Origin of the sequence: Bradyrhizobium sp. LTSPM299, assembly GCF_000938235.1 — a bacterium.
Classification (GTDB): domain Bacteria; phylum Pseudomonadota; class Alphaproteobacteria; order Rhizobiales; family Xanthobacteraceae; genus Bradyrhizobium.
On record NZ_JYMU01000005.1, the window covers coordinates 175,119 to 201,877 of the forward strand.

Here is a 26,759-nt window from a genome sequence, read left to right on the forward strand (position 1 = left end):
GTTCTCGAAATTGACGAAGGTCCGAGCAAGTAGAATGCACGAAGTTGCGCTAACGTTGGTCCTGTGTTCTCGAAATGGAATGAGGACCGTCGAAAAATGCCTGGATCATATTCGCTCGATGGACGGCGCGGATGCCATCGAGGTCGTGCTGGTCGACAACGGCTCGACGGATGGCACCTTGACCGCAATGCAGGAGTTCTGCCGGGCCAACCCAAATCTGTGGCGTGCCATCCAGGAAACCAAGCCGGGCAATTCGGCCGGTCGAAACACCGGGATCGCGGCGTCTTCCGGCGAGATCATGCTATTCATCGACGACGATTGTTATCCGCACAGGGATTTTGCATCCGCCTGGAAAGCGGTATTCGCGCAAGATCCCGGGTTGGGCTTTGGCTCCGGAAGAATCCTGCCGTACGACGCACGGCAGTCGTCGCTTGGTTGCAACACCAGCACCACGACACAGATTCTCACCTCGTCCACTTTCGTCCAGCGAGGGTTTGTCCAAGGCTCCAACATGGCGTTCAGGCGCCAGTGTTTGATCGATGCCGGCATGTTCGACGACCGCTTTGGGGCCGGCACTCCGTTCGCCGGCGAGGAATGGGAAGTCGCTGTCAGGGCGTCATATGCCGGCTGGACGGGCGGGTATTTCCCGGAACCAAGCGTGGCTCATGATCATGGCCGCTTTGACAATGAGGCGTTCGTTCGCGGGCACTACTATGACATCGGTGCCGGCGCCGTCTACGCCAAGCATCTTTTGACGACCCATGCACCTGCGACCGTCGTGGAGATTGCGCGGGACATCCGTAGACAGATCAGGAAGCGGGCTGCCGTTGGGCCCCTGTTCGGAGGGGCCGTGCAATATTACTCGACCATGCTGCGTCAGGCGCGATCATGAAACTCTACTACTACCAGAGCACCGCACCGAACTTTGGTGACGATCTGAACAATGTGCTCATGCCGAAGGTCTTCCCGCGCTTCTTTGATGAAGATGATCTGACCCTGTTCCTCGCGATCGGTTCAGTCCTCTTCGACCATCATCCGCAGCAGGCCCTGAAGGTGGTGTTCGGGTCGGGATTTGGCCAGTACACCGCGGCTCCCCGGCTCGACGACCGCTGGAAGATCTACTGTGTGCGCGGGCCGCTGACCGCGGAAGCGCTGGGACTCAACGCGCGTCTCGTCGCGGCCGATGCGGCCGTGCTGGTCAATCGTCACTTGAGGGAAGACGTCCCAAAGCGCTTCAAGTTCAGTTACATCCCGCATTGGCAGAGCCTGTTGAACGGCAATTGGCCCAGGGCTTGTGAATTGGCCGACGTCGAACTGATCGACCCGCGTTGGCCGGTTGACCGGGTCCTCGAAATGATCCAGGCCTCGAGCACGGTCATTACGGAGGCAATGCACGGCGCCATTGTCGCGGATGCGCTCCGGGTACCGTGGGTGCCAGTTCTTCCGTTCCACCGATCTCATCGATTCAAATGGTCGGATTGGGCCGGTGCTCTGAAGATCGAGCTCAGACCGTACGCCACCTTTCCTGCGACGTTGCACGACCTCTGGGTTTCGAGGACGGGTAGGGATGGTAACTGGATGTCCAGCAAGAACGGGCTGATTCAGCTCGCCGTCGGCACGGCGAACAGCGCGCTGCCCTATGTCGCCGCGCGCGGATTGCAGCGGCTGAGCGAAATGGAGCCCGTGCTCAGCTCCGACATTGCGCTCGAAAAGGCCGTCTCAAAGCTCGAGGCCGCGGCCGATCAGATCCGACGAGACTTTCATCGTTGAACGAGACTCGGTGCGTCTCGTCTCGGCATCTTCGAAACTGGATGACCTTCAATCCGGCAATATGCATTCGAGAGGGAAAGGCATGCGGATCGCTGGGAGCAGCGAAGCAACGAAGGTTGTTCCGCTTGTAACGTATGCTTGACATGAGGTGGAACGCTGCCCACCCATCTATGCGCCTTCCATAACAGTCGATCTTGGACGGCTGGGCTGGCTAGGCCCAATCACGCGAACGTCGAGCGAACAACGTGGATACTATCGCTCAAACCGTCTCCAACCAGAACGAATACCCTTCCGACTTGCAGCCTAACGGCTTGGTGATTTCTTTAGCTTGAGCGCGAAGGCGCTCGTCCTGTTCAATAAACCAGTTCGGCAGGAGTATCTTGAAGGGTTGTTGGTGGCATAACAGCATTGCGGCCAAGAGGTATTGCTCTGAATAAAGTCGTTTGTTCCAGCGCGGCGGATAATCCCAGGGAAGGAAGATATCATGGATCTGAACGATGACGCCGGAGGCAAGGCGCGGTAACAGTTCAAGGAAGAACACCGTTGCATCGGAATTTGTGAACGCCCGGTGTGAACCATCAAAAAACAGGACGTCACCGGCTTGCAATTGATCGAATAGAGAAAGGTCGCAATCTTCGAGACGTTGCCGGATCACGTTGTCGCATAAGACGTCAATTGAATTTCTTGGGTGAGGGTCCAAAGAAGTGATTGTGGTCTGAAGCTTTGCATCATTAATAGCAAAGCGCGCAAACTTCGTCGAATTGCCGGACCCGATCTCGAAGTAGCGCATCGGCTTTCGCGTGACCAAAAATCCGATCAGGGCAACCGCGTCGAAGTCCTTGAACCAGACGTTCTGCCAGTTGGGTGTCGTGGATAGCTCGTCGCTGGTGAGCGGTATCTTCGAATAAATGTCGCGGCAGCCTGAGAATGCTTGAATGAGACTGCTATAGTCGGCCCGGCCACGCTCAATCACTTCTGCAAGCTTGCCGTGAGGAGGATGTCCAAACCCCCAGCGTGGCTTCGGGTCGACAGGATAGTATTCATCGACGCCGTAACCCCATTTCCAATTTGTCTTGGAATAGGGGTGCAGGTCAAAGCCGGCCAACTTCGTAGCCGTCCGAACGGTCTTCTTGATCTGATGCAGCATGAAGAGGATCCCATCGAAACGTGGGCGTTTCAAAGACATCATTAATTCGAATTATGGCCTTTTGATCGCGGCTTTCTGCCGAACGCATGTCGGGTAGTCGGCCTGTCGTTCTCAAGCGCTGCCAAACTGTACGACTTTCACGCCGCGGATGTACATCCGTGCGGGAAAAGCAGACGGGTCGCTCGGCGCCGCCACGAGTCCGCCCACAGCGACATCCATCAGCATGTACCACGGACCTGGGCCCACCAAATTCGCCGTGGCCCGATAGGGTTTACCATTGAAGTACCACACGATCTCGGTTTCCCCGAGAAAGCAGCCGAACCGATTGAAGTGCGTAAAGATATCAGCGCCCGGCTCGAAGTTGCTCAACTTGATCGGTGCGCTCGAAGATTCATGCCCCTTGCTGCTCACCCAGTGAAGATTGGTCGCCACGCCATCCCGCGGATAGTCGGAAGAGGAGATGAAGGCTTCGATGATGTCGATCTCTGGCGGCCACTTGCCGGAGCGCAAGAGCCACAGCGCCGGCCAGCTTCCGGCGATCTTCGACAGCCTCACATCAAACTCGACATAGCTTCCAGTTGTGATCCGGTTGAAGAACGTCTGCGACGTAATGATCGCTGCGGTATAGGTGATGGGTGATTCTTTCTGCCACCCCAGAGTGATCTTGCCAGCCCGGCCATCCGAAAGCCCCTCCGGGATGTATTCGGCTTGAATGAAGCGGTGCCCAGTCGATGGATCGAGGCCCCACACCTTAGCTTCCGGGTTAAGAGCCGGATCCGCGTAGTAACCGAGTTCCCTGTTGCCGACCTGCTGCCGCGTCTTGGAAAGCCGGCTCTGCCAACAGGGCCTCCCGTCCACACGAAAGCCGCTGTCGCTGGCGAAGTCCGGAGCGAGGAGATCATCTGAAAAAACCACCGTGCCGCCGGTCGGAAGCGGTGGAAGCTCGCGGCGTGATGGAGGAGCTGGCGTCTGTGCTTGCGCGTCGCACAGGGCAGAGGATGCGGCAGTGAGGCCGGCGGCTGTGGCGCGGATGAGGAATTGTCGCCTTGTGGCACTCATTGTTTGGCGGCGAACATCATTTTGATCGTCTCCCGTGACGACGACGGGCCGGCTCGCTGTCGTCATGCCTTCAATCGGCGCGAATGAGCGTTGAGCTGCTTTGCCAGGCGCGACAAAGCTTCGGACGCGCAGGTGACCACGAACTGAAAGCTCAACACGAGTGCGCCGATCGGCATTGCGATCAAGAGCGCACCATAGCGCCGTTTGGAACGCGTATATTGCGCGGCCGTGGCCATTTCGATCCGTAGCACCCGCAGACCGGCCCAGTTACGCCGGTGCCAAGCCGACCACAGCCAACCGAGCAAAATAGTCAGCCGCGTGTCGGGTCGCAAGATGTATTTGGCATAGAAACTACCGCGGCCCCGGTCGTATGAGCGCAGTAAAGCGGGCATATCGGCCACAGTGCGTCCATGATCATGCCGCACGATCGGACGAGGATCGAAATAGCCCTCATAGCCGGCCCAAAGCACTGCTACGATGGCATCTATGTCCTCGCAGGGAAATGGTGTTCCGGCGCCCAGCTCCGGGTCCATGCCGTTGGCAGCCACAAGCGCGTCGCGCCGGAACGCGATGTTTGCGCCCTGCAATACGCCTGGCCGTACATAGGATCGCCTCTGGTATTTGCGAACTGTCTGGCCCTCGTCAATGGTCACCTGCGCGTGCTTCGGATTATGGAGCAGGATACGCCCGCCGATCACGCCGGCATCGGGATGGTCGGCAAACGCCGCGAGTATGGCGTCGACATAGTCCGGCGAAGGATAGCAGTCGTCATCCGTGAAGGCGACGATCCTGCCGCGCGCGTTTTGCCAGCCGAGATTGCGGGCAGCGCCCAGTCCTATCTGTTCGCCGAGGATATATCTTGATACCGCGTCGTGGGCGAATTCACGCTGCAGAACGGCGGCCGTATCGTCGGTCGACGCGTTGTCCACCCAGATCACCTCGTAGTGGCGGCCGGTGGACAACGCGCGCAGTGCGCCGAGCGTTCCCGACAGGCGGCTTGCACGATTGCGCGTGCAGATTACGATCGATACCTCGATCTCTCTGGTTGGATCAGCATCCACAGTCATGTCCTACGCATCTCCAAAGCGGTGAGGGCGGGGCAGTGGCAGCTCGCCTCTCAAAGTGACAGCGATCTTGCCGAGTGCGCTCGCTACAGGCTGGCGTGGGTATCGTACCAACCGGGCAGTGAGCCGCGTTGGCCGGTGCAGAGCTTGTAGATCACCTTGAACGGCAAGGCTAAGATAGGAAACTTGGCTAGGAAGGAGCCGTCGCCGAAGTACCGATAATCCCGGAATATCGATCGGTAGCGGCGAATGATACCGTCAAAGTCCAGCCATCGACCGCCGAGATCCTCGCCAAATGGACCGGAGGCGCCGCCTTCGAAAACATGTTTAACCTTTGAGCCATCAAGCGCCTTAGTCTCAACTCGCGATCCTGGAATTCGCTGCTGCTGTACGGCTTTGAACTTCCGGTATCCAAGCTCCTTCAACAGGCCAAGCTGGGCCTCTACCTCGTTAAAGTCGACTTTGTCGGACTCAACCGAGATATACTGAGGGCGGTTGGGCTGCTGCTTCAGTCCATCCAATACCAGCTGATCGGCTCCTTCGACGTCGACCTTCAGGAAATAGGGCACTCCGAAGGAGCGGTAGATGTCGACAGTGTCGATGCGTGGAAGAACGATGCATTCACTCTTGTGGCCGAGCTTCTCGGTGCGCTCTGCTCTGTTCTTGTTGATGGTGCTTAGTACGGAGTCTGAACTCTTGTAGAAGGTGATCGTGGGTCCTTCGGCCTCCGGCGCGATTGCTCCCTCGATTATACGCAATTGCCCGCTCGCGACTTCGTTGCGAAATCGCGCCTGGCAGTGCTGCACCAACTCCGGGCTAGCCTCGATCCCGAGAACCTTGAACCCCTTCTTGAGATAGAACGCCGAGTCTTCGCCCTTGTGCATGCCAACGTCGTAAATCAAATCTGCAATCATAGAAACACCTGCTGGTTACACTATCGACGCCTCCAGATGATCATGTCGGCCTTCGCCTGTTGCGCTGCGCAAACGGTCCTCATACGTTGTGAAAGCTGGCCGGTTGGACCCCCCTTAGGCGGCCGCCCTGGTGTTGCTGCGAACCTGCCGTTCGATCCATTCATAGGTCTTCTCGAGACCGGAGCGGAGCGTTGCAGATGGTTTCCAGCCGAGCTTCTGGCCGATCAGGCGGTTGTCCGAGTTCCTCCCGCGCACGCCGAGTGGTCCGGGGATGTGCTTCTTGATCACCTTCTTGCCGGCGATGTCGGATACGAGATCGACGAGTTGGTTGATCGTGACCATCTCCTCCGATCCGACGTTGACCGGACCCTCGAAGTCTGACCGCGTCAGGCGGATCGTACCTTCCAGACATTCATCGATATACAGGAACGAGCGCGTCTGGGTGCCATCGCCCCAAATCTCGACCTCGCCGTTGTTGGGGGTCTGGGCAACCTTGCGGCATACCGCGGCGGGTGCCTTCTCCTTGCCACCTTCCCAGGTGCCCTCGGGCCCGAAGATGTTGTGATAGCGCGCAACGCGGTTTCGCATTCCATAATTTCGATTGTAGGCGAGATACAATCTCTCCGAAAATAACTTCTCCCAGCCATATTCACTGTCGGGCGCCGCCGGATAAGCTGAATCTTCCGCGCAGTTCGGGTTGTCGGGATCCTTCTGATTATGTTCGGGATACATGCAAGCCGACGACGAATAGAACATGCCGCGCACGTTCCGCTTTTGGCAAGCATCAAGCATGTTGAGATTGATGGTTGCCGAATTGTGCATCACGTCGGCATCATGCTGGCCAGTGAAGATGTAGCCGGCACCGCCCATATCCGCGGCGAGCTGATATACTTCGTCGAACTTGCGGTCAGTGACCAGTCGGCAGAAATTTTGATCACGAAGATCGCCGACAACAAAATCGTCGGCTTCGGTCTCCGCGAATGGTGGAAACTTTAGGTCGACGCCACGCACCCAAAAGCCCTCACGCTTGAGCCGCTTGACCAGGTGCCCACCAATGAAACCCCCTGCGCCGCAGACAAGAGCGGTGGGTATATTATTCGTCGCCATTAGACGTTCCTTTCCGCAGTTTTCGCACCGATAGCGTAGTCAAATACTGTTTCAAATCGGTCCGTTACCGTTTTGATATCGTAGTTGTCGAGGGCAAATGACCTCGCTTTGGCAGCGGCATTTGCTCTCAAGGCTTCGTCATCGAGAAGCCGCAGGCCAGCCGCCTGGAAAGCCGACTGATCCACTGGATCAACGACCAATCCGGCGCCATTGCGGCGAACCAATTCGGAAGCGAGATTTTCCTTGGGGGCCGCGAGCAGGACCGGACGCCCGGCGCAAAAATAGGATTGCACCTTTGAAGGCACCGAAAATATTCCTGCTTCCGGTTCGATCGTCGCAACGGCGACATCGGCGGTCGCGAGTACCATGGGAAGACTCGCAAAAGGCTGCAGCGGTAGCAAGATGAGATTATCTAACCCGAACTCAGCCTTGGCTTGCTCCAGATGAGCAACGCCAACGCCCTGGCTGACAGTCACAACATTGGCGCGCCCCTTCACGGCCTTGGCAAGCTGTACCAGGAGGTCGGGATTGTGCTTCAACCCAAGTGTACCCGAATAGAGAAAGTTGAACGATTCGTGCAGCCCGTAACTGCGGGCCCACTCGTTGTCTTTCGGGTAAGGCGTAATATCGTTCAGCGCACCCCAGTTCTCGATTACAAAGACGTTGTCCTCTGTGCCGGTCCACTTGCTCGCGAGAGGCGAGAAGGCGTTCGTGATGACGACGACCGCATCGGAGCTCTGAAACTGCCGTCGCTCAAGAAACCGGTAATAGGCACCGACCATGGCGCCAGGCGGCCCCAGCTTCTTGCGCAGCAGCTGCGATACGGCAACGCTGTAGAAATCCTGAACCCAGAACACGAATTTTGAGCCAATCTGCTTGCAAGCGTTGACGATAGCCGATTGCGCCTCTGTCGGTGTATTGCCGGAAATAACGATGTCCGGTTTATCCGAATGCACCAGTTTCGCGACCGCTTTTCCGTAGGCGACGTCGTCGAACCTGCGGCGCACAAAGGACGCCTTGTCGTAAGGGCGCGACAGCTTGACGCCGGTAAATGACAGTCGGTCGGGATCGGCCGACGATCTCTCGAGCTTGCCCTTCGGGCCGAGGTCACCGTGGAAGTAAGCGTGGCTGACTTCGTGCCCTCGGAACGCCAGTTCGCGGCTGAGATCGACCTGAAACGGGTGCCCGGCATAGTCGTGCACGAGGATTTTCATAACTGCACCAATCTCGCAACCGAAATATAGCCGCTATGAAAATGCCCGCGACGCGAGATCACTATCCATGCGTCGGCGGATCGCAGTCGTCTGTCTTCGGTTTGCATTATCCTCAATTTCGAACTTTGATGAACGCTACGCGGTTTGACATGCCTTCGCACGTTCTGTTTTGGAGGCACCCTGCTTGAATATTGGACATCAACGCAGTGCTCCATGGTAGCGCCTTCTATTCGACGAGTAAGAAAATCTTGTGTCGGGATCAATTCAAATTCGGTGCCAAGTAGCAGACGTGAGGAGCAACCACCACACCCACAAGCTCAAAAGTCGTCAAGGCATCGCATACTTGCCTCAAAGCAGCCACATAAGGCAGGCCTACCGCAACGGTAACTTGATCGCGCGCCTATGCTGGCCTATCACTCTTCCGTTCTATCGAGCAGGCAAGGCAGACGGATGCGCCCGCAGCGTGCCGCTGGGGTAGAGTAGGGCTGATCTTTGGAGTCCCAATGTCAACAAGGTTCATAGCTGTCGCATTGGCCGGTTGGTTTGCTGGATGCTACCCAGTGATTGCAGATTCCATGACATTGGATTTTTCCTGGGGCGGGGCCAAGGGTTGCGTCACGCTATTCCCGAATCCGGAAATTCATCTTCGAAACATTCCGGACGGCGCCAGAAGCCTGTCACTCACGCTGACCCAGGGTGTCAGGGAAATGGGAGGGCAGGAACTGCCGGTTCCGGAGAATGGCATTCTGCCATCCGGGACATTTCGAACATTTGGGCCATGCAATCCAGGCGTGTACCAGTGGACGGCTCAGGTCAGGTCGTCGACCGGAGAGGTTCTGTCCGAGGCGCATAAGGCTCGGTTTTATCCAACCGATGAGCTTGCGCAGGACAAGCCCTGACCGGGCCCATCGATTCGGGAACATATTCATATCGCTCGTCGCTGCGTACAGATCCGGTGCGATGGGCGTAGAATCCTGCACGCTCAAGCTATCGAGTGGCCACACGTCCTTTGCGTGCGCGGCACATCATTAATCGAAGTCCGTGCAACTTAACAATAAAGTTGCAACGGTTGATTGATACTGATCCTTCGATTATGAACAGGACGACGTCAAATCGTCCAAGTTGCCCATATCGACGTCGTCTTGTTGCGACATTTTTCAGCGGCCGGGCGCACCTACCAGATCGCCGCATGCTCGATACGCGTTTGCCGTAACGGATATTCCGGAACTTGAGGATTCGATTTAGGGCTGGCGGAACCCGCCCCACAATCGGATTTGCCTCAACCGGATCTGTCGTAACGCTCATTTGAGTGCACCTGCCTGCACTGCTTGCTTAGGCACTCGATTGGAGGGCGCGTCCTGCGCGAGAAAGTGGAACCGGAGTGAGCGATTCGCATTTGGCATGAGTAGTTCCTGATCGCGAAGAACCCACATTGTGAAATCAGGAGGCCCGATCGCACCCCGGAACTACCGTTGGGCTACCGTGCCTCACGTCGACGCCGACTATCTTCTGGCAATCGGAACATTGACCTTGCCGTTGTGCTGCGATCCGGCGCAGATCGGGATTCGAAAAATCCGCAGGTCCGCGCGTCGACATTTCAGTCACTCGTGACCCGTAGTACTCCTGACCCGTAGTACTACGGCGCGCCGTGCTTTCTTCCGCATATTTCAATTTTTCCCGAAATTCATATATCGGCTTGAACGCCTTCGTGGTGGTTGTGGCTCTAAGGAGCACACAATCCATCATGGCAACGAACCCAACCTACGCGAGCGTTATTGTCGGAACGTCTGGATCGGACATCCTCTTCGGCGGCACCGGGAACGATCTTCTCACTGGAGGAGCCGGCAGCGACATCTTCGCAATCTCGAAGGGCTACGGCTCGGACACCGTCAGCGACTTTCAGGCTGGCGTCGGCGGTGACATCCTGCGTATCGAGAACTACGGGTTCGCGACGTTTGCAAAGTTCCTCGCAGTCGCCGCGCAGGTGGGTTCCGATACGGTCGTCACCTTGTCGAGCACCGAAACCCTGACGTTGCAGAACGTCACGCTCTCCTCGCTTGTCGCGTCCAATGTCGAGCTCGACAATCCGCTTCAGGGCAGTGCTTCGCCGAACACGGCGGCGCTCACGGTTCAGGCCGGCGGCACGCTGACCGGCGGTACGATGAACGACTCCCTGCAGGCGCTCGGAATCGGCGTCACCCTGATCGGTGGCGCGGGAGACGACAGTTACTTCGTGTACGATCACAATACCAAGGTCGTCGAACAGGCCGGTCAGGGTATCGATACCATCTACGATGGGATGATCGACGGCTACAGCCTCGTCAATGCCCCGAATGTCGAAAACCTGATCTTGGGCGGCAGCTACGCATCGCCAGCGACCGGGAACGACCTCGACAATATTATTATCGGCAACGCCGGTAACAACATCATCGATGGCGGCAAAGGCAATGACGTGCTCAATGGCGGCGGCGGCATCGACACCTTTGTCGAGGGTATCGGCGACGGCAACGATATCATTACCGATTTCCACACTGGGGTCGGCGGCGACATCCTGCAACTCAACGGCACAGGTTTTCATACGCTTTCCGACGTCACCGCCGCCATGAAGCAGGTCGGCACCGATACCGTCCTGACGCTCGGCAGTGGCGAAACCATCAGGCTCGAAAATACCAGCATTCAGAATTTTACCGCGGCTAACCTCAGTATTGTCACGCAGCCTACCGGGCTCGTCCAGACCTTCAACGACGATTTCAATGCGCTCTCCGCGGGTCAGGACCCGCATCTGACGTGGCGCACCAGTTACGCCTGGAGCGGCGCGGCAAGTTACTCGCTCGCTGGCGAGCAGGAGATCTACGTCGATCCAAGCTTCTCGGGGCTGCAGGGAACCCATGCATCGGCGCCGCTCGGCCTCAATCCATTCTCGATCCAGAACGGCCAGCTCGTCATCACCGCCCAGCCGTTGCCTGCGAGCGATGCGGCTTATGTCGGCAACCACCAGTTCTCGTCGGGCATGATCTCGACCCAGAACAGCTTCGCCCAGACCTACGGCTATTTTCAGATGACGGCCACGCTGTCCGGCACCCCCGGCGCGTGGCCCGCGTTCTGGATGCTGCCCACCAATCCGCATGGTCTCGCCACCGAACTCGACGTGCTCGAAGGGCTCGGCACGCATCCCGACCAGTCGCATTGGGGCTTCCGATCCGCGACCACGCCGGATCAGGGATATTGGGCGAACACCGCCAACCTAACTGCGGGCGAGCATACGTTCGGAGTGGAATGGACGCCGTACACGCTGACTTATTTCGTTGATAGCGCGGAGGTGGGGCAGGTGGCCACCCCCTCCGACATGAACACGGCGATGTACATGATCGCCAACCTCGCCATGGGAGGAAACTGGGCTGGCAATGCCGCCGCCGGCGCGACGGCGACGATGTCGATCGATTCGATTACCGCGTATCAATTGCCGGAATACACGCTCGCGGAATATTCGCTGCTTGCCAGTGCAACACCGACCAACACGATCACCGGGACTGCGAACGCCGACACGTTGAACGGTACATCGGGTAACGACCTGATCGATGGAGCAGGGGGCGCCGATACCGTGAGCGGCGGCGCCGGCGACGACACGTATATCGTCACCAATCCGAGCACCAAGATCGTCGAGAGTTATGGCGGCGGTATCGACACCGTAAAATCGTCCGTCACTTACACGCTGCCGGACTATGTCGAGAACCTGACGCTCACCGGCTCCGCCGCTATCAATGGCACCGGTAACTCGCAGTCCAACATCATCACGGGCAATGATTTGGCGAACGCCATCACCGGCGGGCTTGGCAATGACATCCTGACGGGCGGTGGCGGCGCAGACACCTTTGTCTTCAACTCCGGCGATGGTTCGGATATCATCACCGATTTCACGCCGGGCTCGGGGGCAGGGCACGACGTCGTTCAGCTCAACGGCTTTGCCTTCAACTCGTTCAGTGACATCCAGGCCGCGATGACCCAGGTGGGGAGCGATGTCCACCTGGCGCTGACGAGCCAGGACACTCTGGTTTTCCGCAACACAACGATCTCATCCTTTACCAGCGACGATTTCCAGCTTCCCGGATCTCCTCCGGTCGGCGGCACGATCACATCCTGGATCAGCGGAAGCGTCAGCAGCCACACGGTCTTCGGCACCTCGGCCAACGACAAGATCACGCCGGTCAACACCGACGACACGATGGTCGGATGGACCGGTGACGACACCTACGTCATCACGAATGCGAACCAGAGAATCGTCGAGAATCCCAGCGGCGGCATCGATAGTGTCGAGGCCTGGACCTCCTATACCCTGCCGGCCAACGTCGAAAACCTGACCTTGATGACGGGCGGGCTCACCGGCACCGGTAACCAACTGGCCAACCTCTTCGTGGGCTCGAGCGGCGACGACATCCTCAACGGCGGCGGCGGCAATGACTGGATTACCGGAGGCGCGGGGAACGACACGTTCGTCTACACCCCGGGCAGCGGCAACGTCACGATCTCCGACTTCCACGTTTTCGTCAGCACCATTTCCGAGCACGACAAGTTGACGCTGAAGGGCTTCGACGCCTCTGCTTACCTGACGAATCTTGGCGGCATGTGGACGATTCACTACGCGGGAGGATCGGATACGCTCCACCTTGTTGGCGTCACCCAGTTGGCGTCGTCAGATTATTCGTTCGTGTCTGCCTCGAATGCGCCGATGACCATGAACGCCCTCGCGGTTCCGACCGTCTCGTTCGCCACCAACACGCCACTAACCGCGTCGGGCCTCACCGCCGCAAATGACCTGACCCTGACTGGAAATGCCCAGGCTGGCGTCACCATTGAAATCTTCGATCAGGCAACCCTAATCGGAACCGCGATCGCTGACGCCGCAGGCGCTTGGTCGTTTACGACGGGAACGCTGGCGGACGGCAGCCATGCCTTTACCGCCGAGGCCGCAGACGCCGTCGGCAATCTCAGCACAGCGTCGGCGGCATTGAACCTGACAGTCGATACGTTAGCGCCCTCGGCGCCCAACCTTGCCTCAGCCGCGCTTGCTTCCGGAAGCACCATCGCCGCCTCCGGCGCCGCTGAAGCCGGAAGCACCGTCAAATTGTACGACGGAACAATCCTGCTGGGCAGTACGGTCGTCGCGTCTAACGGAACGTGGAGCATCAACACCGGCTCGCTCGCCGCGGGCGCGCACAAGCTCTCCGCGGCCGCGACCGATGCAGTCGGCAATCTAAGTCCGTCCTCCAATGTCCTGGCAGCGGTGGTTGGTACGACGGTCGAGGCGATCGGTACGACGTTGTTCACCAAAGTTGGAACCAACTTTTACATGTCGCACGCCGACGCCGCTGTCCTGCTGAAATACAGCGGTGCGGTAGTGGTGGTGGGGGAGTTTGGCACATGGTCGCCGGTAGCCGCGGAGGCGACGTCGAGCGGCTATGACGTGGCCTGGAAGGATTCTTCTTCCGGCCAGTACGCGGTTTGGACTACCGACAGCAACGGCAACTTTGCGTCAAAGATCCTGAGCAACGTATCGGGAAGCAGTTCGTCATTTGAATCGATCGAAACTGTCTTCCACCAGGACCTTAATGGCGATGGTGTGATCGGCGTTCCGCCGGTTGCCTCGACTGCGGCATCAACGATGATAGTGACGACGGCGATTGAAGCGTCAGGCGCGACCAGCCTGGACAAGCTCGGCAACAGCTACTTTCTTGACTCGATTGGCGGCGGCCAGGGACCCACGCTGAAATACGCCGGTGCTGCCGTCGTCGCGGGTCAGTTCGGTACTTGGACGCCGGTCGGCGCGGATGCGACCTCGGGCGGCTATGACGTCGCTTGGAAAGACTCCTCCACCGGCCATTTCGCGGTGTGGAGTACCGACAGCAATGGCAATTTCGCTTCCAAGATTGTGAACAACGCATCTGGAACCGATGCGTCGCTCAAGTCAATCGAGACCGTGCTTCATCAGGATCTCAATGGTGATGGTGTGATCGACACACCATCCACGGTTCTCGATATTTCCGGAAAGGTCGTCCTAGCGTTGGGCAAAATGAGTCAGGCGGTCACGATTGACGCAGGAGCCAAGCTGGAATTGACGGGCGCCGTTTCCGGGTCGATCACCTTCAATGCCGCAACCGGCACGCTGGTGCTCGATCACGCGTCCCAGTTCGCGGGAAAACTGATCCATCTGAGCGGCGACGGGACGGCGTCCAACTCGAACCAGATCGACCTGAAGGGTATTGCCTTCGGATCCGGAACGTCCGCGTCCTATGGAGGAGATACAACTGGAGGCGTGCTGACCGTGGTCGATGCCCAAAACCACGCGACACATATTTCGCTGGCCGGCAACTACACCCACGCGATGTTCAATCTCTCGAGCGACGGAAGCGGCGGCACGCTGGTCATCGATCCGCCCAAGGATGGATTTGATTTCAACCAGGCTCCGACACCGGACGCGACATCGGCCGCACAGGCGACGGGCGCCGTGTCGCTGGCGGGCGAAGGCTTTGCCTTTGATCACGCCGATTCACTGGCAAGCGTGGCCCATTTCGGTTTTGAATCCGTCGATCACCAGGCAGGCCCGGCGTTGCTGCAGGTCGACAACCTCCAATCAGCCCTGCCGGCGACCGGTCCTACTGAGCTATTTCACGCTGCCTCGTCGGTAGATGCTCACTTTGCGGAGTTTCACAACTACATGCTTCATCACTAGCGGCGTCGGAAGGTCTGGCGCGTGGCGCACCGGACCTCGACGGCGCCGCGCTTCGGCCGATACCGCTGGAGGCGGACCCGACCCGGTTGGATCCCGGAACGGATTATTGCTCCGCCGGGCTGCAACGGTACTGTGCGAACCCGTCGTGACAAGGCGTGCTGCGTCCGCTTGGTGACTTTCTCATCGTCGGAGGTGAATTGCTCTCGTAGCTTGTGACGGGCAAGATCGTAGACGGCTTCGCATATGCTCCGGGTGTGCTTGACGGTGTCGATCATGCGGGCGACGACGAGCGCCAACTGAACCTCGTTGGTAGCAGGATCCAATGGGTAATTATCGTTCGCTATCAAGTTGCCGAATCTCGCCGATTCTTGCCGGATCCTTTCAGCATGTTTGCAGACCATACCGACTCGCGTCCCCGCGGCTTGAACTTTTCGCCTGTACCAAAACTCGTCATTCCGACTAGAATATGTGCCAACGATGGCGGCGCGTTGTTTGCGCGGTTGCTGCAGGCAAGAGAAGGTCCTCATGTTCGCCAATTTGAAGTTCGGATGCGTTTGGCTCGCGGTGGCCTGTGTTGCGCTAAGCTTTGTTCCCGAGCCCGCCTCGGCGATCACGGCCGACGTCGCCCGAAAATGCCGTACCCTGACCGCTATACAATTTCCACCCCGTGCGCCCGGGAATCCGGCGGCGGGAAGCGCAAAAGGATCGGGGCGCGCGCAATATGAATATTTCGATAAATGCGTTGCGAATGGTGGCAAGGTGGACAATAGCATTGCGCCCAAATGACCGGTCAAAGGTGATCAATCAAGAGCCGCCACCCTAACTCGGTCGCCGCAGTTCACGATTGTGAGCATGGCCTCAGGGACGTTGCCTTTCTTGAACGCCGCCGGGGGTAAAATGCACGGATCGCCTCGATCACGCTGCTTCCCGCTTCTGTGCCCCAAAAGAAGCTTGAACGTCGCTGGATCGGCAGAACATGTGTTGCTGTAGGCTGGCACCATTCTTGCTAAACCAAGACGCGATCTGGTCACGACCTGAGGCATATCGATGAAATCGCGTATTATTCCCCTGATCATGTGCGGCGGCGCCGGCACGCGGCTGTGGCCGGCCTCGCGCGAGGTGCATCCGAAGCAGTTCCTATCGCTGTTCGGGACCCGCTCGACTTTTCAGGAGACGCTGCTGCGGGTTTCCGACGCGATGCTATTCGAGCGTCCCACCGTGATCACCAACGAGGCCTACCGCTTCATGGTGCTGGAGCAACTCGCCGAGATTGGCCGCGAGGCCGACGTGCTGCTCGAGCCGATGCGGCGCGACTCTGGTCCCGCGATCGCGGCCGGTGCGGCGTTCGCGCAAACCCGTGACAGCGACGCGATCGTGGTGGCGCTCGCCGCCGATCATCTGGTGCGCGACACCAATGCGTTCGTTCGGATTGCTGCTCTGCCAGCGCCAATGGTCGGCGCACATCGCCTCGAGCGACCGGGTTGCCCTCCATCCGAGCGCTTCGAAGCGTAGTCGGTCGCGGCATAGTAGGCGTCGATGTCGCCGGGGCGGCGCGGCTTGATGCCGTAGGGGACCGGCCTGCCGCTCGCGGCCTCGAGGGCGCTGATGAAGTCGAGCACGCAGCTGCCCGCGCCGGTGCCGAGATTGACCCAGACTGTGTGAAAACAGGCTCGATGATATGATTCTCCAGTGATTCGGCTGGAGGATTCGATGACGCGATTTGTCGTTGGTGATGACCGCAGTCAGAGCACCTTGTTTCCCGAGCGGTTAGACGACTATTTGGGCGAGGACAATCCGGTCCGGGCGGTCGATGTCTATGTCGATGGGGTTGATCTGACCGAGTTGGGCTTTGTCGGCGTTAAGCCAGAGGCGACAGGAAGGCCGGCCCACCATCCGTCGACGTTGTTGAAGATTTACGTCTATGGATACCTCAATCGGGTGCAATCAAGCCGGCGCCTGGAGCGGGAGTGCCAGCGCAACATCGAGTTGGTTTGGCTGACCAGCCGCCTGATGCCGGACTTCAAGACAATAGCCGACTTCCGGAAGGACAATGGCGAGGCCATCCGAAAGGTCTGCCGTGAGTTCGTGGTGCTATGCCGGCGCCTCGAGCTGTAGAGCGAAGCGAGCGTTGCGATCGACGGCAGCAAGTTCAAGGCTGTCAACGCGCGGGATCGGAACTTCACCCAGGCCAAGATGCAGCGCCGTCTAGCGCAGATTGACGAGAGCATTGCCCGTTATCTCTCGCAGCTCGACAGCGCCGATCGTCAGGGAGAAGCGGTACCGGCGGCCAAGATCACCCGGCTCAATGAGAAGATTGCAACGCTGCGTGACGAGATTCAACGCCTGAACGGTCTGAACACCCTGATGATGCAGACCGAGGACAAGCAGATATCCCTGACTGACCCCGATGCTCGCTCGATGGCCACAAGTGGCCGAGGTAGCGGGATGGTTGGGTACAATGTTCAAAGTGCCGTCGACACCAAGCATCATCTCATTGTTACCCATGAGGTGACCAACGTTGGGTCCGACCGGAGCCAGCTATCCAGCATGTCCGAGCAGGCACGCGCAGCGATTGGCTGCGAGGCCATCGAGGCTGTTGCTGACCGCGGGTACTATAGCGGCGAGGAAATTGTTGCCTGTGAGCAAGCCAACGTTACCGTCTACCTGCCGAAGCCGATAACCTCGGGCCTCAACGCCAAAGGGCGCTTCGGCAAGCAAGACTTCGTCTACGTCGCGGCGGACGACGTTTATCGCTGTCCCGCCGGTGAGCAGCTAATCTATCACTACACCAACGAAGAGGATGGCAAGACACTGCGGCGCTATTGGACCAACGCGTGCCAAGGCTGCGCGTTGAAGAGCCAATGCACGACGGGCAAAGAACGACGGATCTCACGTTGGGAGCACGAAGCCGTCCTTGAGGCCGTGCAAGCAAGGCTCGATCGAAACCCGGCCAAAATGCGCCTTCGCCGCCAGACCGTCGAGCATCCGTTCGGCACGATAAAGTCGTGGATGGGGGCGACGCACTTCTAGATGAAAACACTCCAGCACGTCGGCACAGAAATGGCGCTACACATCCTGGCCTACAACATGAAACGAATTATGAGCATTCTCGGCGTTGGCGGACTAATAGAAGCGGTCCGAGCATAGGCTCGGCTTCTTGAGCCAGCCGCCTGCGCCTGCAAACCTCAACATCCGCGTTTTTACACAGCCTGGACCGCAAAGCATTGCGGCGTGTTGAGCAGCTTGAGTGCGGACACTTGGCCCGCGCCGGATCCATCACATGGATATAGTCGCGCACGCGGGTGTCGTCGGGCGTGTCCTAGTCATTGCCCCAGACGTCGAGCCGATCGCGGCGTCCGATCGCAACCTGGGCGACGAACGGGACCAGATTGTTGGGAACGCCCTTCGGATCCTCGCCGATCAGGCCGCTTTCATGCGCCCCGACCGGATTGAAGTAGCGCAGGATCGCGATCGCCCAATTTCTGTCGCTGACATACTGGTCACGCAGCATCTCCTCGATCATCAGCTTGGTGCGGCCGTAGGGATTGATGGCGTGTAGCCGTCCCACTGGCCAGCGCGTCATCGCGGCTGGGGGGCCGACCCTTATCAAACTTTCCGAACGCCGTAAGGCTGGATGCGGGGTTTAGTATGTTCGTCAGGCCACCTAAATACTGGCCCTGAATTGACGCTGTTTCGTCACACTGATGCGGTTACAGTGGGTTGTAGGCTGTGGGTTTGAACGATTCGCCGATCAGGGCATTTGTTTACCGAGATACTGTTGAGATCAGCAGGCGCCCGCAATCGATCGGGAGATGAATGATGCTTTGGTTGCTTGTTTTGCCACCGGTCCTCGCGGGGATTGTCTTGGCTGGACGCGCCCACAGTCGGTATCTAGATCGGCTGGAAGCTGTTCGGATCATACTTCTTGAACGGGATCCTTTGCCCGGGAGTCTTCCCGCGAAAGCCAAGAAGCGTGGTCTTGCTGACGAATATGATGCCGCACAGGGGTGTGGCGAAGTTCAAGGCCATGGAGGGCAAGGGAAGAAGGGCGTTCCGAGTGAGACATATCTTTGGTCGCAGAGATCGGCCACCTCGCCATCGAGCCTAACTGCAGCAAGCGACCGCCCCATAGAGACTATTGAGCAGTTCCATAATTAGCGCGGGCGACAGCGACAATCGCTCGCGGGCCCCCTCGACATTAGACGCCTATTCTTAAGCGGCTTCCGAGGACGACTCGACGTCCAAACCAAGCACCTGCAGGCGCTCCGTGGTGACGAGCAGCCTCTCTAGGATGGCTGCCTCTTCGAGCCAGAATGATTCGTTCTCGCCCTCCATCTGTGCCCTTTGGCGACAGATACCGAGCATTGCGCGGTAGTGTTGTATCATATCCATACGTCTGCCCTCATGCCACCAAGAGGTTAGCAAGGGGCGTACCTGCGACTAGTGAACCAGTTAACAAATCCCGCTGTTTCAGTTTGGCTAGCACCCCCTTGTTGATGTTGACCACCTCGCTCTAGTCGAGCCTGGTGTCGACCCAACCGACGCGGCCGCAGTCGGTGCACGCGAGGTGTACCGAGATATCGGACCAATCTCAATCGGGCAGAGTGGCGAGATCCAGCCGGCCGGCGTGATGTTGGAAGCCGACGCAATAGACAAGCACGGTCTTGAAGCCGGCATCCCGCCATGGCATGGCGCATGAAGACGCCGCTCGTCGCGGTGTGCAAATTTTCAATCGGTAGCGGTTCGGAACAGCGCCGGCCAACCGCGCGTCGTGGGTGTGGATAGGTTCCTCTACTGCAGACCAATGCTGCTTTCCTGCAAACACTTCCCCGGGACTGTTCAAGCTGCTTGTAAAGGCTCGCACCTATTCAAGGGTACCGAGCAATCGGAGGACAATTCGACCAGGGGATACATCAAGTCGCAGCTCGATTTTTCCAATTTGGTGAGGCAGTCAGCTCGCTGCTTTTTGGCCTTCACCTTTTTGCGCTCCATGGACCATGAAGCAGAATAATTGCTCTCTGCGTCAGAAACGCATACGCGGTAGCGTTTCTGCACAACCTCCCGATCGGCCACCTTTCTTGTTTCGTTTTGACGCTGTTCTGCAATGCGTCTGGCCTCGTCGGCCTGCGTGGCGAACTCAGTGTGTTCGGCGTCTAGTCCAGCCTTCGGTTGCGGTCTAGACTAACTAGTCGTCTTGTTTTTATCTCTGCGTCTCTCTGCATCTGCGAGGGGTGGCAAACGCCTTTGAGGCGATAATACCGACTGGTCAAGCCGAGTTGATTCGCTATTGCGCGAAGGCTGAAACCTTCCGATTTCAGCTGCAATATGATTGAATCGGACGAGCGTTCTTTTCGGACGGGCATCTGTTACTCAGCTGGTGGGTTTGAGAGGCCTGAGCAAAAAGGATGCCAATGTTTGGTATCCGCGGAAACGCCCGACCTTGAGCTGTTGCCTTACGGACGGGAGCCTCCGAGCGGCCCGGTGACCGCTACGGCTTGGGTAAATTGCCTTGGGGAATTGAATCCAATTGCATCGGCTGGCGAGAAACGGTGATCTGAATGGCAAAGCTGCCTTCGTCGCGTCGGTTCTTTCCAACCACGGCGAGAGTGAAACTGTCGGTGCCGGTGAAATCCGGCTTTGCAAAATAACGAAACCCGCGGCCCACCAAACCGAGTTCCCGCTTTTAGGTTTTTCCACGACCGTAATCTGCATCGTCGACCGGCGAAGGCCCTGCAAGCACTGCGCCAGATGCAATCGTCATCGACCATCCGATCGTGTCGCCGACGAGTTTGTATGGCTGACTATCCCTTAGGCAGTTCGGCGTTGCTCTAGCCAAGGAACTGCCGACGCGAACAGCACCGATCGCAGAAATGTGCTGTGCTTTCGGCATTTCGGCAGCCCCGTTCGGATTGAGGATGGCACCTGAGGCTGAACGTTTCGTAATCCCATGCTGCACAGATTGCTGTTGGTAACACGCCGCAATGCTTTGCGGTCAATCTCGGCACCGGCGCGGGCAGCAGTGTGCTCGACGTCATCAGCGCCTTCAAGGCCGCGAGCGGCAGGCCGGTCCCCTACGACATCAAGCCGCGCCGCCCCCGGCGACATCGACGCCTACTATGCCGCGACCGACTACGCTTCGAAGCTGCTCGGATGCCCGTCGGCGGAGTTGCGATTGACCGACTAAAAGAGCTGGTCAAGAAGATGAGGTAGTTGGCATGGCGGGCCGAGCGCATCCAAATCGCTCATTTCTCATTCACTCGCACGAATACAGGATCTGTCGCGGCATGTCGGCCTTATGCGAGCCGGCCCCACGTCGGGGCAACGGCGGCGCGTTGGTGAATCAAGCCTTCGGCCGATATGAAGAGAGCTTATTCACGCCACTGGCGCCAATCCTCGACCTGACAACAGCTTTCTATTAGGTTCTTGCTTGATTCCGAAAAAGAAAATCACGAACACAACGCCAATCATCGAAAACTTCGCAATCTCAAATCCGAGACCATCGTGCCAGAAGAAAAATGACTGTGCGGAGATCGACAGCAGAGCTAACCTTGCGCTGTTGATCACAACAACCGCGCCGAGCGCAAATGCTAGTACGACGATGCGATGGATGGTGACTTCGAGGCGCTGAATTTTGATGCTACAGAGCCAAACGAACGCCGCGGTCATCGTATTCCGAAATGCGGAACATCCCTCGACCACCATGATGCTGTGACCGGCACCATTGTCGATGACGTTGCCGTCTCTGGTGAACTGCGTAAACCAAGACAGCGGTTCAAAGGCGATCATCGTTTCTAGCGACAAGAACCAGCGATCGAACAGCAGGTAGAATGACGGGCCCCAGAAGTCGATCCACGCCAGTGCTAGGCTGAGTTGCCCGATGGACGAAAGACGGCTGTCTTTCCGCCAAATCAGAAGCGCAGCCATGGCGGTCGCTGCCACAGCAAAAGTCGAATGCTTGGGGATGCCACAGAGCAGGACAACGACGAGGAACACCGGCCAATTGCAACGATCCAGGAAATCGTCAGCCCGTCTCAATTCTACGATAAAAGTCGCGATGGTCAAGAACCCGAGCACAACGCTAACACTCGCCAGCCGCGATGTCGCGTAAGAGGGCAAAAATACGTCGAAGCGGGCTGCTGCGAGCGCGCTCAAAAATAAGCAGATATAGACGGTAGGTAGAGCTGCACGCTTAAATGACATTGTGAAAGGAATAAACCGAACGAGAGCGACCAGGCCGTTCCAGAGCCCAAATTACGCCTTGTTACGGCGGCGTTTCAGAACCCAAGCAATACCAGCCGCAAGCGATACCCCAAACAGGCTGCTTTCAATATCCGGCCCTGGTGCAGAAATTGGCCTGGCATGAGCTGCTCCGACGGCGCCTAGAAGCAAAACCGCGGCAATAGCTAGACGTTTAGCCATGAACACAACCTCTCCTATATTCAAGATTTGATTGACCACAAAGTATCGCCCCATGTCAAGAGAGGCACCTTCATATACCTAATCCGAGACATGGCATGTGCCTTCGGTCCCAGTACTCCGACGATTCTGACCGACACGGCTGCCGTGAAGGCGCAGTCCAAACCAAGCCCGGCCGGCGCGCGTGAAGCGATACCATTACGCAATAGCGTCAGGTCCCGTTTGCGTCAGTGCTAGCTGACTACCCTGCATTGCGATCAGACCGAGTGCGAGCAATGTCTGTAGATCTCCGGCACTGATCGGCGATAACTTCAATCATTCTTTTGGAAATCCAAGTTGAGATTTACGCCGACTCAAGAGTGCGCCGGGCGTTGCGATTCGCAGTCTCACGGCGCTGCTTACAGCGGGCAACGCGCGTGCAAAAACTGGTCTGCATTGACGGTCATCCGATTCAGTTGTTGGTGCGTGCCTCGAACACGGAGGCACGCTATGAATGTACGCTATCGGGTCGACCTCAGCCAAATCGAGCGCACCGCACTGAGGATGCTACTCAGCAGCGGCAAGCATGCTCACGCAAGCTCTAGCTAGCGAGCGCAGATTTTGCTGGCCGCCGATACCGGGGCCAGCGACGAGGAGATGTCGGCGTGGGCGGCTCGACCGTGTACCGAACCAAGCGACACTTCGTGGAATGCAATCTGGAGCGGGCGCTAAGCGAAGAGCCGCGTCCCGGAGCGGAGCGCAAACTTACGGGCAAGGAAGAAGCCTTGCGGGTGGCGAGAGCCTGTGCCAGCCCGCCCAAGGGCCGCGCTGGACGCTTCGGCTGCTGGCAGGCGCGATCGTCAAGCTCACCGAACACAAGAGCCTGTCGCACGAGACGGTTCGGCGGCGCCTGGCCGAAAATGACCTCAAGCCGTTGCGCAAGGACATGTGGTGCATTCCAAAGGTAGATGGCGAATACGTCGCCCGTATGGAAAACGTGCTCGACCTCTGCCGAAGCGCCCCATGCCAAGCGGCCAGTGGTGTGCTTCGACGAAAGCCCGGTGCAACTCATCGGCGAGGCGCGTCAGCGGCTCCCTGTATCAGACATTTCCGCCTGCCGAAGCCAGGCGGATCTTGCGACGGCTCGAGTTCCACTACCCTCCCAAGCACGCAAGTTGGCTCAACATGGTCGAGATCGAGATCGGCGTCATGCGTGGTCATTGCCTGGATCGTAATTTCGCGGCTACGACTGCTCGGACGATTGCTCCGGCCATGCTACGGGCTACCGATGGGCAGAAGCGCTCGGCATCGCGTCGGAAGCGGATTGTCCGCTCCGCGGCGGTGCTCTTTCATTCTATGAAGGCTGTCTGGTTTACGTCTCCGATCCAGATCGAGGTGCCGATGAGGACGACGATGGCGACGACATTGGTAATTGAGCAAAAGCAATCTGGGGTGCCACAGGGGAGAGGCAAATGGCGGGGTCAGTCGACGCCTTCCTGAAGGTGAGCGTCGCAGCCGCGGCGCTCTTCGTGTCGGCGAGCGTTCGCTATTGCTATGTGCTTTATCTGCCTCAGAGATGCTCAATTAGTCCATACACGAACGATAGCCGCTGACAAGACGGAGTATCTGCATCGGCGTACTTTTGCTTCTGCTCGCGGTAGCGCTTTGCAGCGGGCTACTGCACGCGGGGCCTTGTTTCCCGCAGACACGCAGCCGCTCGGAAATGGAGACCCTTCTTCGAGCCAGGATGGCTACGCGCCGCGAATACCAACGAAGCGGCGAACGGCCGGAAACGCCCCGCGACCGTTCCTCCCGGAGAGCTTGTCAGATTCTGGGTCGTTGGGAAGACAAATCGGGAGCGCGTCGGCGCGGTCGTTCGTCATGATGCCGACGGTACGGCAAGCCGATGCCCTGAGGTACTTCAGTTGCTGTGTCGGAACGGTAGCAGTCGTGAAATGAACACGCCAACAATCCCGCCTACCGCCTTTTCAAGCACATCAAGCACGGCTGGATCGCGGTCTGGTCGTAACCCCTGCAACAGTTCGAGCAAGATCGCGATGCCCACAGCGATCGTGCACGCGAGGATCGTGCGACCGGGGAAAAGCCAAGACAGGAGAAAGCCAAAAACCAGGTAGGCGACGAAGCGCTCGATGACTACGATCCAAGGGGCCTCGTTCGGACCTAGCAGGACCGGCCGGTTGGACATGGATGTCAAGGTCGCATAAACGATCAACAAGAGGCAGGCAACTGTCGCGGCGATAACGTGAATTCGATGCATCCTGTGCCTGGCCGCCTCAATCCGGGGTTATGAAGAGCCGCGCAAGTCTGCCAAGCTAGCAGAAGCACGAAAAAATCGCACCTCGCTCGTTGCCAAAAGACCATCCATCGCCTTGACGATTTCGGCGGCATAGCGCTGCACACCTGTCAGCTTCTGTGAGAGAAAGCGGCCGTTGATGTAGATCTTCAAGTCGTGGCCTCATTGGGATGGGTGCATTGAGAAGCACATCGCTCCCGTGCGATCAATCGTCATTGATGCATGAGGCATTTTCGATGTGCGGTTTGTGCGTGAAACTTGATCAGCATGTCTCATCGATTCACAGATTCACCAAATTGTTGTCGTGAGGACATGCAACCGAACAGATTCTGTGCGCTGCCAGACAATTGTTGTGGCCATGGTGCGCAGATTGCGCCTGAATGTTCATCAAATTGATCATGTTTAGCATCGGAATCGTTGCATGGATCGGGCCACAATGTTGGGGGGCAGAGAGCAAGCATAAGGCACGGAAATATGACGGATGGAGAATGCCGTGCGATTGTCCTCGTTCCGTCACTTTCACACGGATGAAGTGGTTGGCGTCTATTGGCAAAGGCGAGCGGCGGCTGAACTCGATGTCATCGCGTTGGCACCGTTCTTGCTGAACAAGCATCACGATCACGACAGGACTTGAGGCATCGATGGATCGACGAATAATCCCCCTGATCATGTGCGGCGGCGCCGGCACGCGGCTGTGGCCGGCCTCGCGCGAGGTGCATCCGAAGCAGTTCCTGTCGCTGTTCGGGACGCGCTCGACCTTCCAGGAGACGCTGCTGCGGGTTTCGGACGCGGCGGTGTTCGAGTGCCCGATCGTGATCACCAACGAGGCCTACCGCTTCATGGTGCTGGAGCAACTGGCCGAGATCGGCCGCGAGGCCGATGTGCTGCTGGAGCCGATGCGGCGCGATTCAGGTCCGGCGATTGCGGCCAGTGCGGTATTCGCGCAAAGCCGCGACAAGGATGCGATCGTGCTGGCGCTCGCCGCCGATCATCTGCTGCGCGACACCGATGCCTTCGTGGCGGCCTGCCGCGCGGGACTGGTGGCCGCGGAAACGGGCCGCATCGTGACCTTCGGCGTCAAGCCGGAGCGGCCTGCCACCGAATATGGCTATATCAATCCCGGCGAGGTTGTCGCCGGCGAGGTGCGTGCGGTCGCAAAATTCGTCGAGAAGCCGGATGCGGCGACTGCGGCCAGTTATATCGATGCCGGCTATCTCTGGAACAGCGGCAACTTCATGTTCCGCGCCGCGATGCTGCTTGACGAATACCGCAACGTTGATGCGGACAGCATTGCCTCTGTCGAGGAGTCGGTTGCGAAGGCCGGACACGATCTCGGCTTCGTCAAGCTCGATGCACAGGCCTTTGCTGCGGCGAAAGCGATCTCGATCGACTATGCCGTCATGGAGAAGACGGCGCATGCGGCGGTGGTGCCGGTGGCGTGCGGCTGGTCGGACATCGGCTCGTGGCGCCAGGTCTGGGAGCTCTCCGACAAGGACAGCCAGGGCAACGCGGCGCGCGGGGCTGCCGTGTTCGAGGATTCCCGCAATTGCAACGTCACGACCGACCGCGCGCTGGTCGCGCTCGAAGGCGTCGACGATCTTGTCGTCGTCGCAACCCAGGATGCCGTGCTGGTGTCGCGGCAGCAGAACGCCAACGGGCTGAAGCGGCTGGTCGCCAAACTGAGGGTGACGGCGCCCGAGGTGACTGAGAACCACATCAAGGTGCATCGTCCCTGGGGCTCCTATCAGGCGGTCGACAATGGCGACCGCCACCAGGTCAAGCGCATCATTGTCAAGCCGGGCGGACGGCTGTCGCTGCAGAAGCATCACCACCGCTCCGAGCACTGGATCGTGGTGCGCGGTACGGCGCAGGTGACCGTCAACGAGCTGGTCAAGACCGTGCACGAGAACGAATCGATCTACATCCCGATCGGCGCAGTGCACCGGCTGGAGAACCCCGGCAAGATCCAGCTCGAGCTGATCGAGGTGCAGACCGGCAGTTACTTTGGCGAGGACGATATCATCCGCATCGAGGACGATTATCAGCGC

The 26,759-nt window shown here is 58.4% G+C and carries 17 protein-coding genes and 4 pseudogenes; 9 read left to right on the top strand and 12 right to left on the bottom strand.

Annotation, left to right across the window (positions count from 1 at the left end):
* Nucleotides 1-34: 34 nt before the first annotated feature.
* Complete coding sequence (locus UP10_RS00925) at nt 35-892, top strand: glycosyltransferase family 2 protein (RefSeq protein ID WP_082076930.1); 858 nt, start codon at nt 35-37, stop codon at nt 890-892.
* Nucleotides 889-1,770 carry a polysaccharide pyruvyl transferase family protein gene (locus UP10_RS00930; protein ID WP_044585561.1) on the top strand — a complete coding sequence of 294 codons (882 nt, stop codon included), beginning with the start codon at nt 889-891 and terminating at the stop codon, nt 1,768-1,770. Before UP10_RS00925 ends, UP10_RS00930 begins: the two co-directional genes overlap by 4 nt.
* A 259-nt stretch (nt 1,771-2,029) precedes the next feature.
* Here UP10_RS00930 and UP10_RS45670 read toward each other — a convergent pair whose 3' ends face one another.
* The 6 genes from UP10_RS45670 to UP10_RS00965 form a co-directional block, all read right to left on the bottom strand.
* Nucleotides 2,030-2,917 carry a class I SAM-dependent methyltransferase gene (locus UP10_RS45670; RefSeq protein WP_082076935.1) on the bottom strand — a complete coding sequence of 296 codons (888 nt, stop codon included), beginning with the start codon at nt 2,915-2,917 and terminating at the stop codon, nt 2,030-2,032.
* A gap of 111 nt (nt 2,918-3,028) precedes the next feature.
* Complete coding sequence (locus UP10_RS00940; protein ID WP_044585562.1) at nt 3,029-4,042, bottom strand: glycoside hydrolase family 16 protein; 1,014 nt, start codon at nt 4,040-4,042, stop codon at nt 3,029-3,031.
* Nucleotides 4,039-5,043, bottom strand: a complete 1,005-nt coding sequence (locus UP10_RS41915) for a glycosyltransferase family 2 protein (RefSeq protein WP_050043519.1) — start codon at nt 5,041-5,043, stop codon at nt 4,039-4,041. The genes UP10_RS00940 and UP10_RS41915 overlap by 4 nt, the downstream gene beginning before the upstream one ends.
* A gap of 83 nt (nt 5,044-5,126) precedes the next feature.
* The gene (locus UP10_RS00955) at nt 5,127-5,954 is read right to left on the bottom strand and encodes an FkbM family methyltransferase (protein ID WP_044585565.1); all 828 of its coding nucleotides are present in this window, start codon (nt 5,952-5,954) and stop codon (nt 5,127-5,129) included.
* Nucleotides 5,955-6,068: 114 nt separating this feature from the next.
* Entirely contained in the window at nt 6,069-7,061 is a 993-nt protein-coding gene (locus tag UP10_RS00960; RefSeq protein ID WP_044585566.1) for an NAD-dependent epimerase/dehydratase family protein, read from the bottom strand.
* Nucleotides 7,061-8,275, bottom strand: coding sequence for a glycosyltransferase family 4 protein (locus tag UP10_RS00965; protein WP_044585567.1), 1,215 nt, complete (start codon nt 8,273-8,275; stop codon nt 7,061-7,063). The genes UP10_RS00960 and UP10_RS00965 overlap by 1 nt, the downstream gene beginning before the upstream one ends.
* Nucleotides 8,276-8,835: 560 nt before the next feature.
* Between UP10_RS00965 and UP10_RS43865 the strand changes: the two genes are divergently transcribed.
* The 5 genes and pseudogenes from UP10_RS43865 (at nt 8,836) to UP10_RS00985 (ending at nt 18,149) form a co-directional block, all read left to right on the top strand.
* Nucleotides 8,836-9,174: a hypothetical protein gene (locus tag UP10_RS43865; RefSeq protein WP_156179593.1), complete on the top strand. Its 339-nt coding sequence runs from the start codon at nt 8,836-8,838 to the stop codon at nt 9,172-9,174.
* A 797-nt stretch (nt 9,175-9,971) separates the two neighbouring features.
* Nucleotides 9,972-15,002 carry a family 16 glycosylhydrolase gene (locus UP10_RS41920; protein ID WP_156179594.1) on the top strand — a complete coding sequence of 1,677 codons (5,031 nt, stop codon included), beginning with the start codon at nt 9,972-9,974 and terminating at the stop codon, nt 15,000-15,002.
* Between the two features lie 525 nt (nt 15,003-15,527).
* Nucleotides 15,528-15,788 carry a hypothetical protein gene (locus UP10_RS42690; protein WP_245321637.1) on the top strand — a complete coding sequence of 87 codons (261 nt, stop codon included), beginning with the start codon at nt 15,528-15,530 and terminating at the stop codon, nt 15,786-15,788.
* 261 nt (nt 15,789-16,049) lie between these two features.
* Nucleotides 16,050-16,463 (top strand): annotated as a pseudogene (locus UP10_RS00980) (sugar phosphate nucleotidyltransferase); the annotation flags it as partial.
* 249 nt (nt 16,464-16,712) lie between these two features.
* A pseudogene (locus UP10_RS00985) lies at nt 16,713-18,149 on the top strand (IS1182 family transposase).
* 65 nt (nt 18,150-18,214) lie between these two features.
* Here UP10_RS00985 and UP10_RS45675 read toward each other — a convergent pair.
* The 4 genes and pseudogenes from UP10_RS45675 to UP10_RS43870 all read right to left on the bottom strand — a co-directional run.
* A pseudogene (locus tag UP10_RS45675) lies at nt 18,215-18,561 on the bottom strand (NAD-dependent epimerase/dehydratase family protein); the annotation flags it as partial.
* 1,929 nt (nt 18,562-20,490) lie between these two features.
* Nucleotides 20,491-20,667 carry a hypothetical protein gene (locus UP10_RS01000; protein ID WP_156179595.1) on the bottom strand — a complete coding sequence of 59 codons (177 nt, stop codon included), beginning with the start codon at nt 20,665-20,667 and terminating at the stop codon, nt 20,491-20,493.
* A gap of 707 nt (nt 20,668-21,374) precedes the next feature.
* Nucleotides 21,375-22,064 carry an archaeosortase/exosortase family protein gene (locus UP10_RS01005; protein WP_197086708.1) on the bottom strand — a complete coding sequence of 230 codons (690 nt, stop codon included), beginning with the start codon at nt 22,062-22,064 and terminating at the stop codon, nt 21,375-21,377.
* 189 nt (nt 22,065-22,253) lie between these two features.
* Entirely contained in the window at nt 22,254-22,421 is a 168-nt protein-coding gene (locus UP10_RS43870; protein ID WP_156179596.1) for an LPXTG cell wall anchor domain-containing protein, read from the bottom strand.
* A gap of 486 nt (nt 22,422-22,907) precedes the next feature.
* Between UP10_RS43870 and UP10_RS42700 the strand changes: the two are divergent.
* A pseudogene (locus UP10_RS42700) lies at nt 22,908-23,630 on the top strand (helix-turn-helix domain-containing protein); the annotation flags it as partial.
* Between the two features lie 688 nt (nt 23,631-24,318).
* Here UP10_RS42700 and UP10_RS01015 read toward each other — a convergent pair.
* Both UP10_RS01015 and UP10_RS43875 read right to left on the bottom strand, forming a co-directional pair.
* Nucleotides 24,319-24,675: a VanZ family protein gene (locus UP10_RS01015; RefSeq protein ID WP_044585573.1), complete on the bottom strand. Its 357-nt coding sequence runs from the start codon at nt 24,673-24,675 to the stop codon at nt 24,319-24,321.
* 27 nt (nt 24,676-24,702) lie between these two features.
* The gene (locus UP10_RS43875; protein WP_197086711.1) at nt 24,703-24,864 is read right to left on the bottom strand and encodes a hypothetical protein; all 162 of its coding nucleotides are present in this window, start codon (nt 24,862-24,864) and stop codon (nt 24,703-24,705) included.
* Nucleotides 24,865-25,352: 488 nt separating this feature from the next.
* Here UP10_RS43875 and UP10_RS01020 point away from each other — a divergent pair.
* Nucleotides 25,353-26,759 (top strand): mannose-1-phosphate guanylyltransferase/mannose-6-phosphate isomerase (locus UP10_RS01020; RefSeq protein ID WP_044585597.1); only part of this gene is annotated, 1,407 nt, incomplete at its 3' end.

Bases quoted from the DNA above. Each gene is read 5' to 3' on its own strand.
- UP10_RS45670 (WP_082076935.1), bottom strand. From the start codon at position 2,917: ATGCTGCATCAGATCAAGAAGACCGTTCGGACGGCTACGAAGTTGGCC.
- UP10_RS00960 (WP_044585566.1), bottom strand. From the start codon at position 7,061: ATGGCGACGAATAATATACCCACCGCTCTTGTCTGCGGCGCAGGGGGT.
- UP10_RS42690 (WP_245321637.1), top strand. From the start codon at position 15,528: ATGTTCGCCAATTTGAAGTTCGGATGCGTTTGGCTCGCGGTGGCCTGT.
- UP10_RS00930 (WP_044585561.1), top strand. From the start codon at position 889: ATGAAACTCTACTACTACCAGAGCACCGCACCGAACTTTGGTGACGAT.
- UP10_RS00940 (WP_044585562.1), bottom strand. From the start codon at position 4,042: ATGACGACAGCGAGCCGGCCCGTCGTCGTCACGGGAGACGATCAAAAT.
- UP10_RS41915 (WP_050043519.1), bottom strand. From the start codon at position 5,043: ATGACTGTGGATGCTGATCCAACCAGAGAGATCGAGGTATCGATCGTA.
- UP10_RS00955 (WP_044585565.1), bottom strand. From the start codon at position 5,954: ATGATTGCAGATTTGATTTACGACGTTGGCATGCACAAGGGCGAAGAC.
- UP10_RS00965 (WP_044585567.1), bottom strand. From the start codon at position 8,275: ATGAAAATCCTCGTGCACGACTATGCCGGGCACCCGTTTCAGGTCGAT.
- UP10_RS00925 (WP_082076930.1), top strand. From the start codon at position 35: ATGCACGAAGTTGCGCTAACGTTGGTCCTGTGTTCTCGAAATGGAATG.
- UP10_RS01015 (WP_044585573.1), bottom strand. From the start codon at position 24,675: ATGCATCGAATTCACGTTATCGCCGCGACAGTTGCCTGCCTCTTGTTG.
- UP10_RS43870 (WP_156179596.1), bottom strand. From the start codon at position 22,421: ATGGCTAAACGTCTAGCTATTGCCGCGGTTTTGCTTCTAGGCGCCGTC.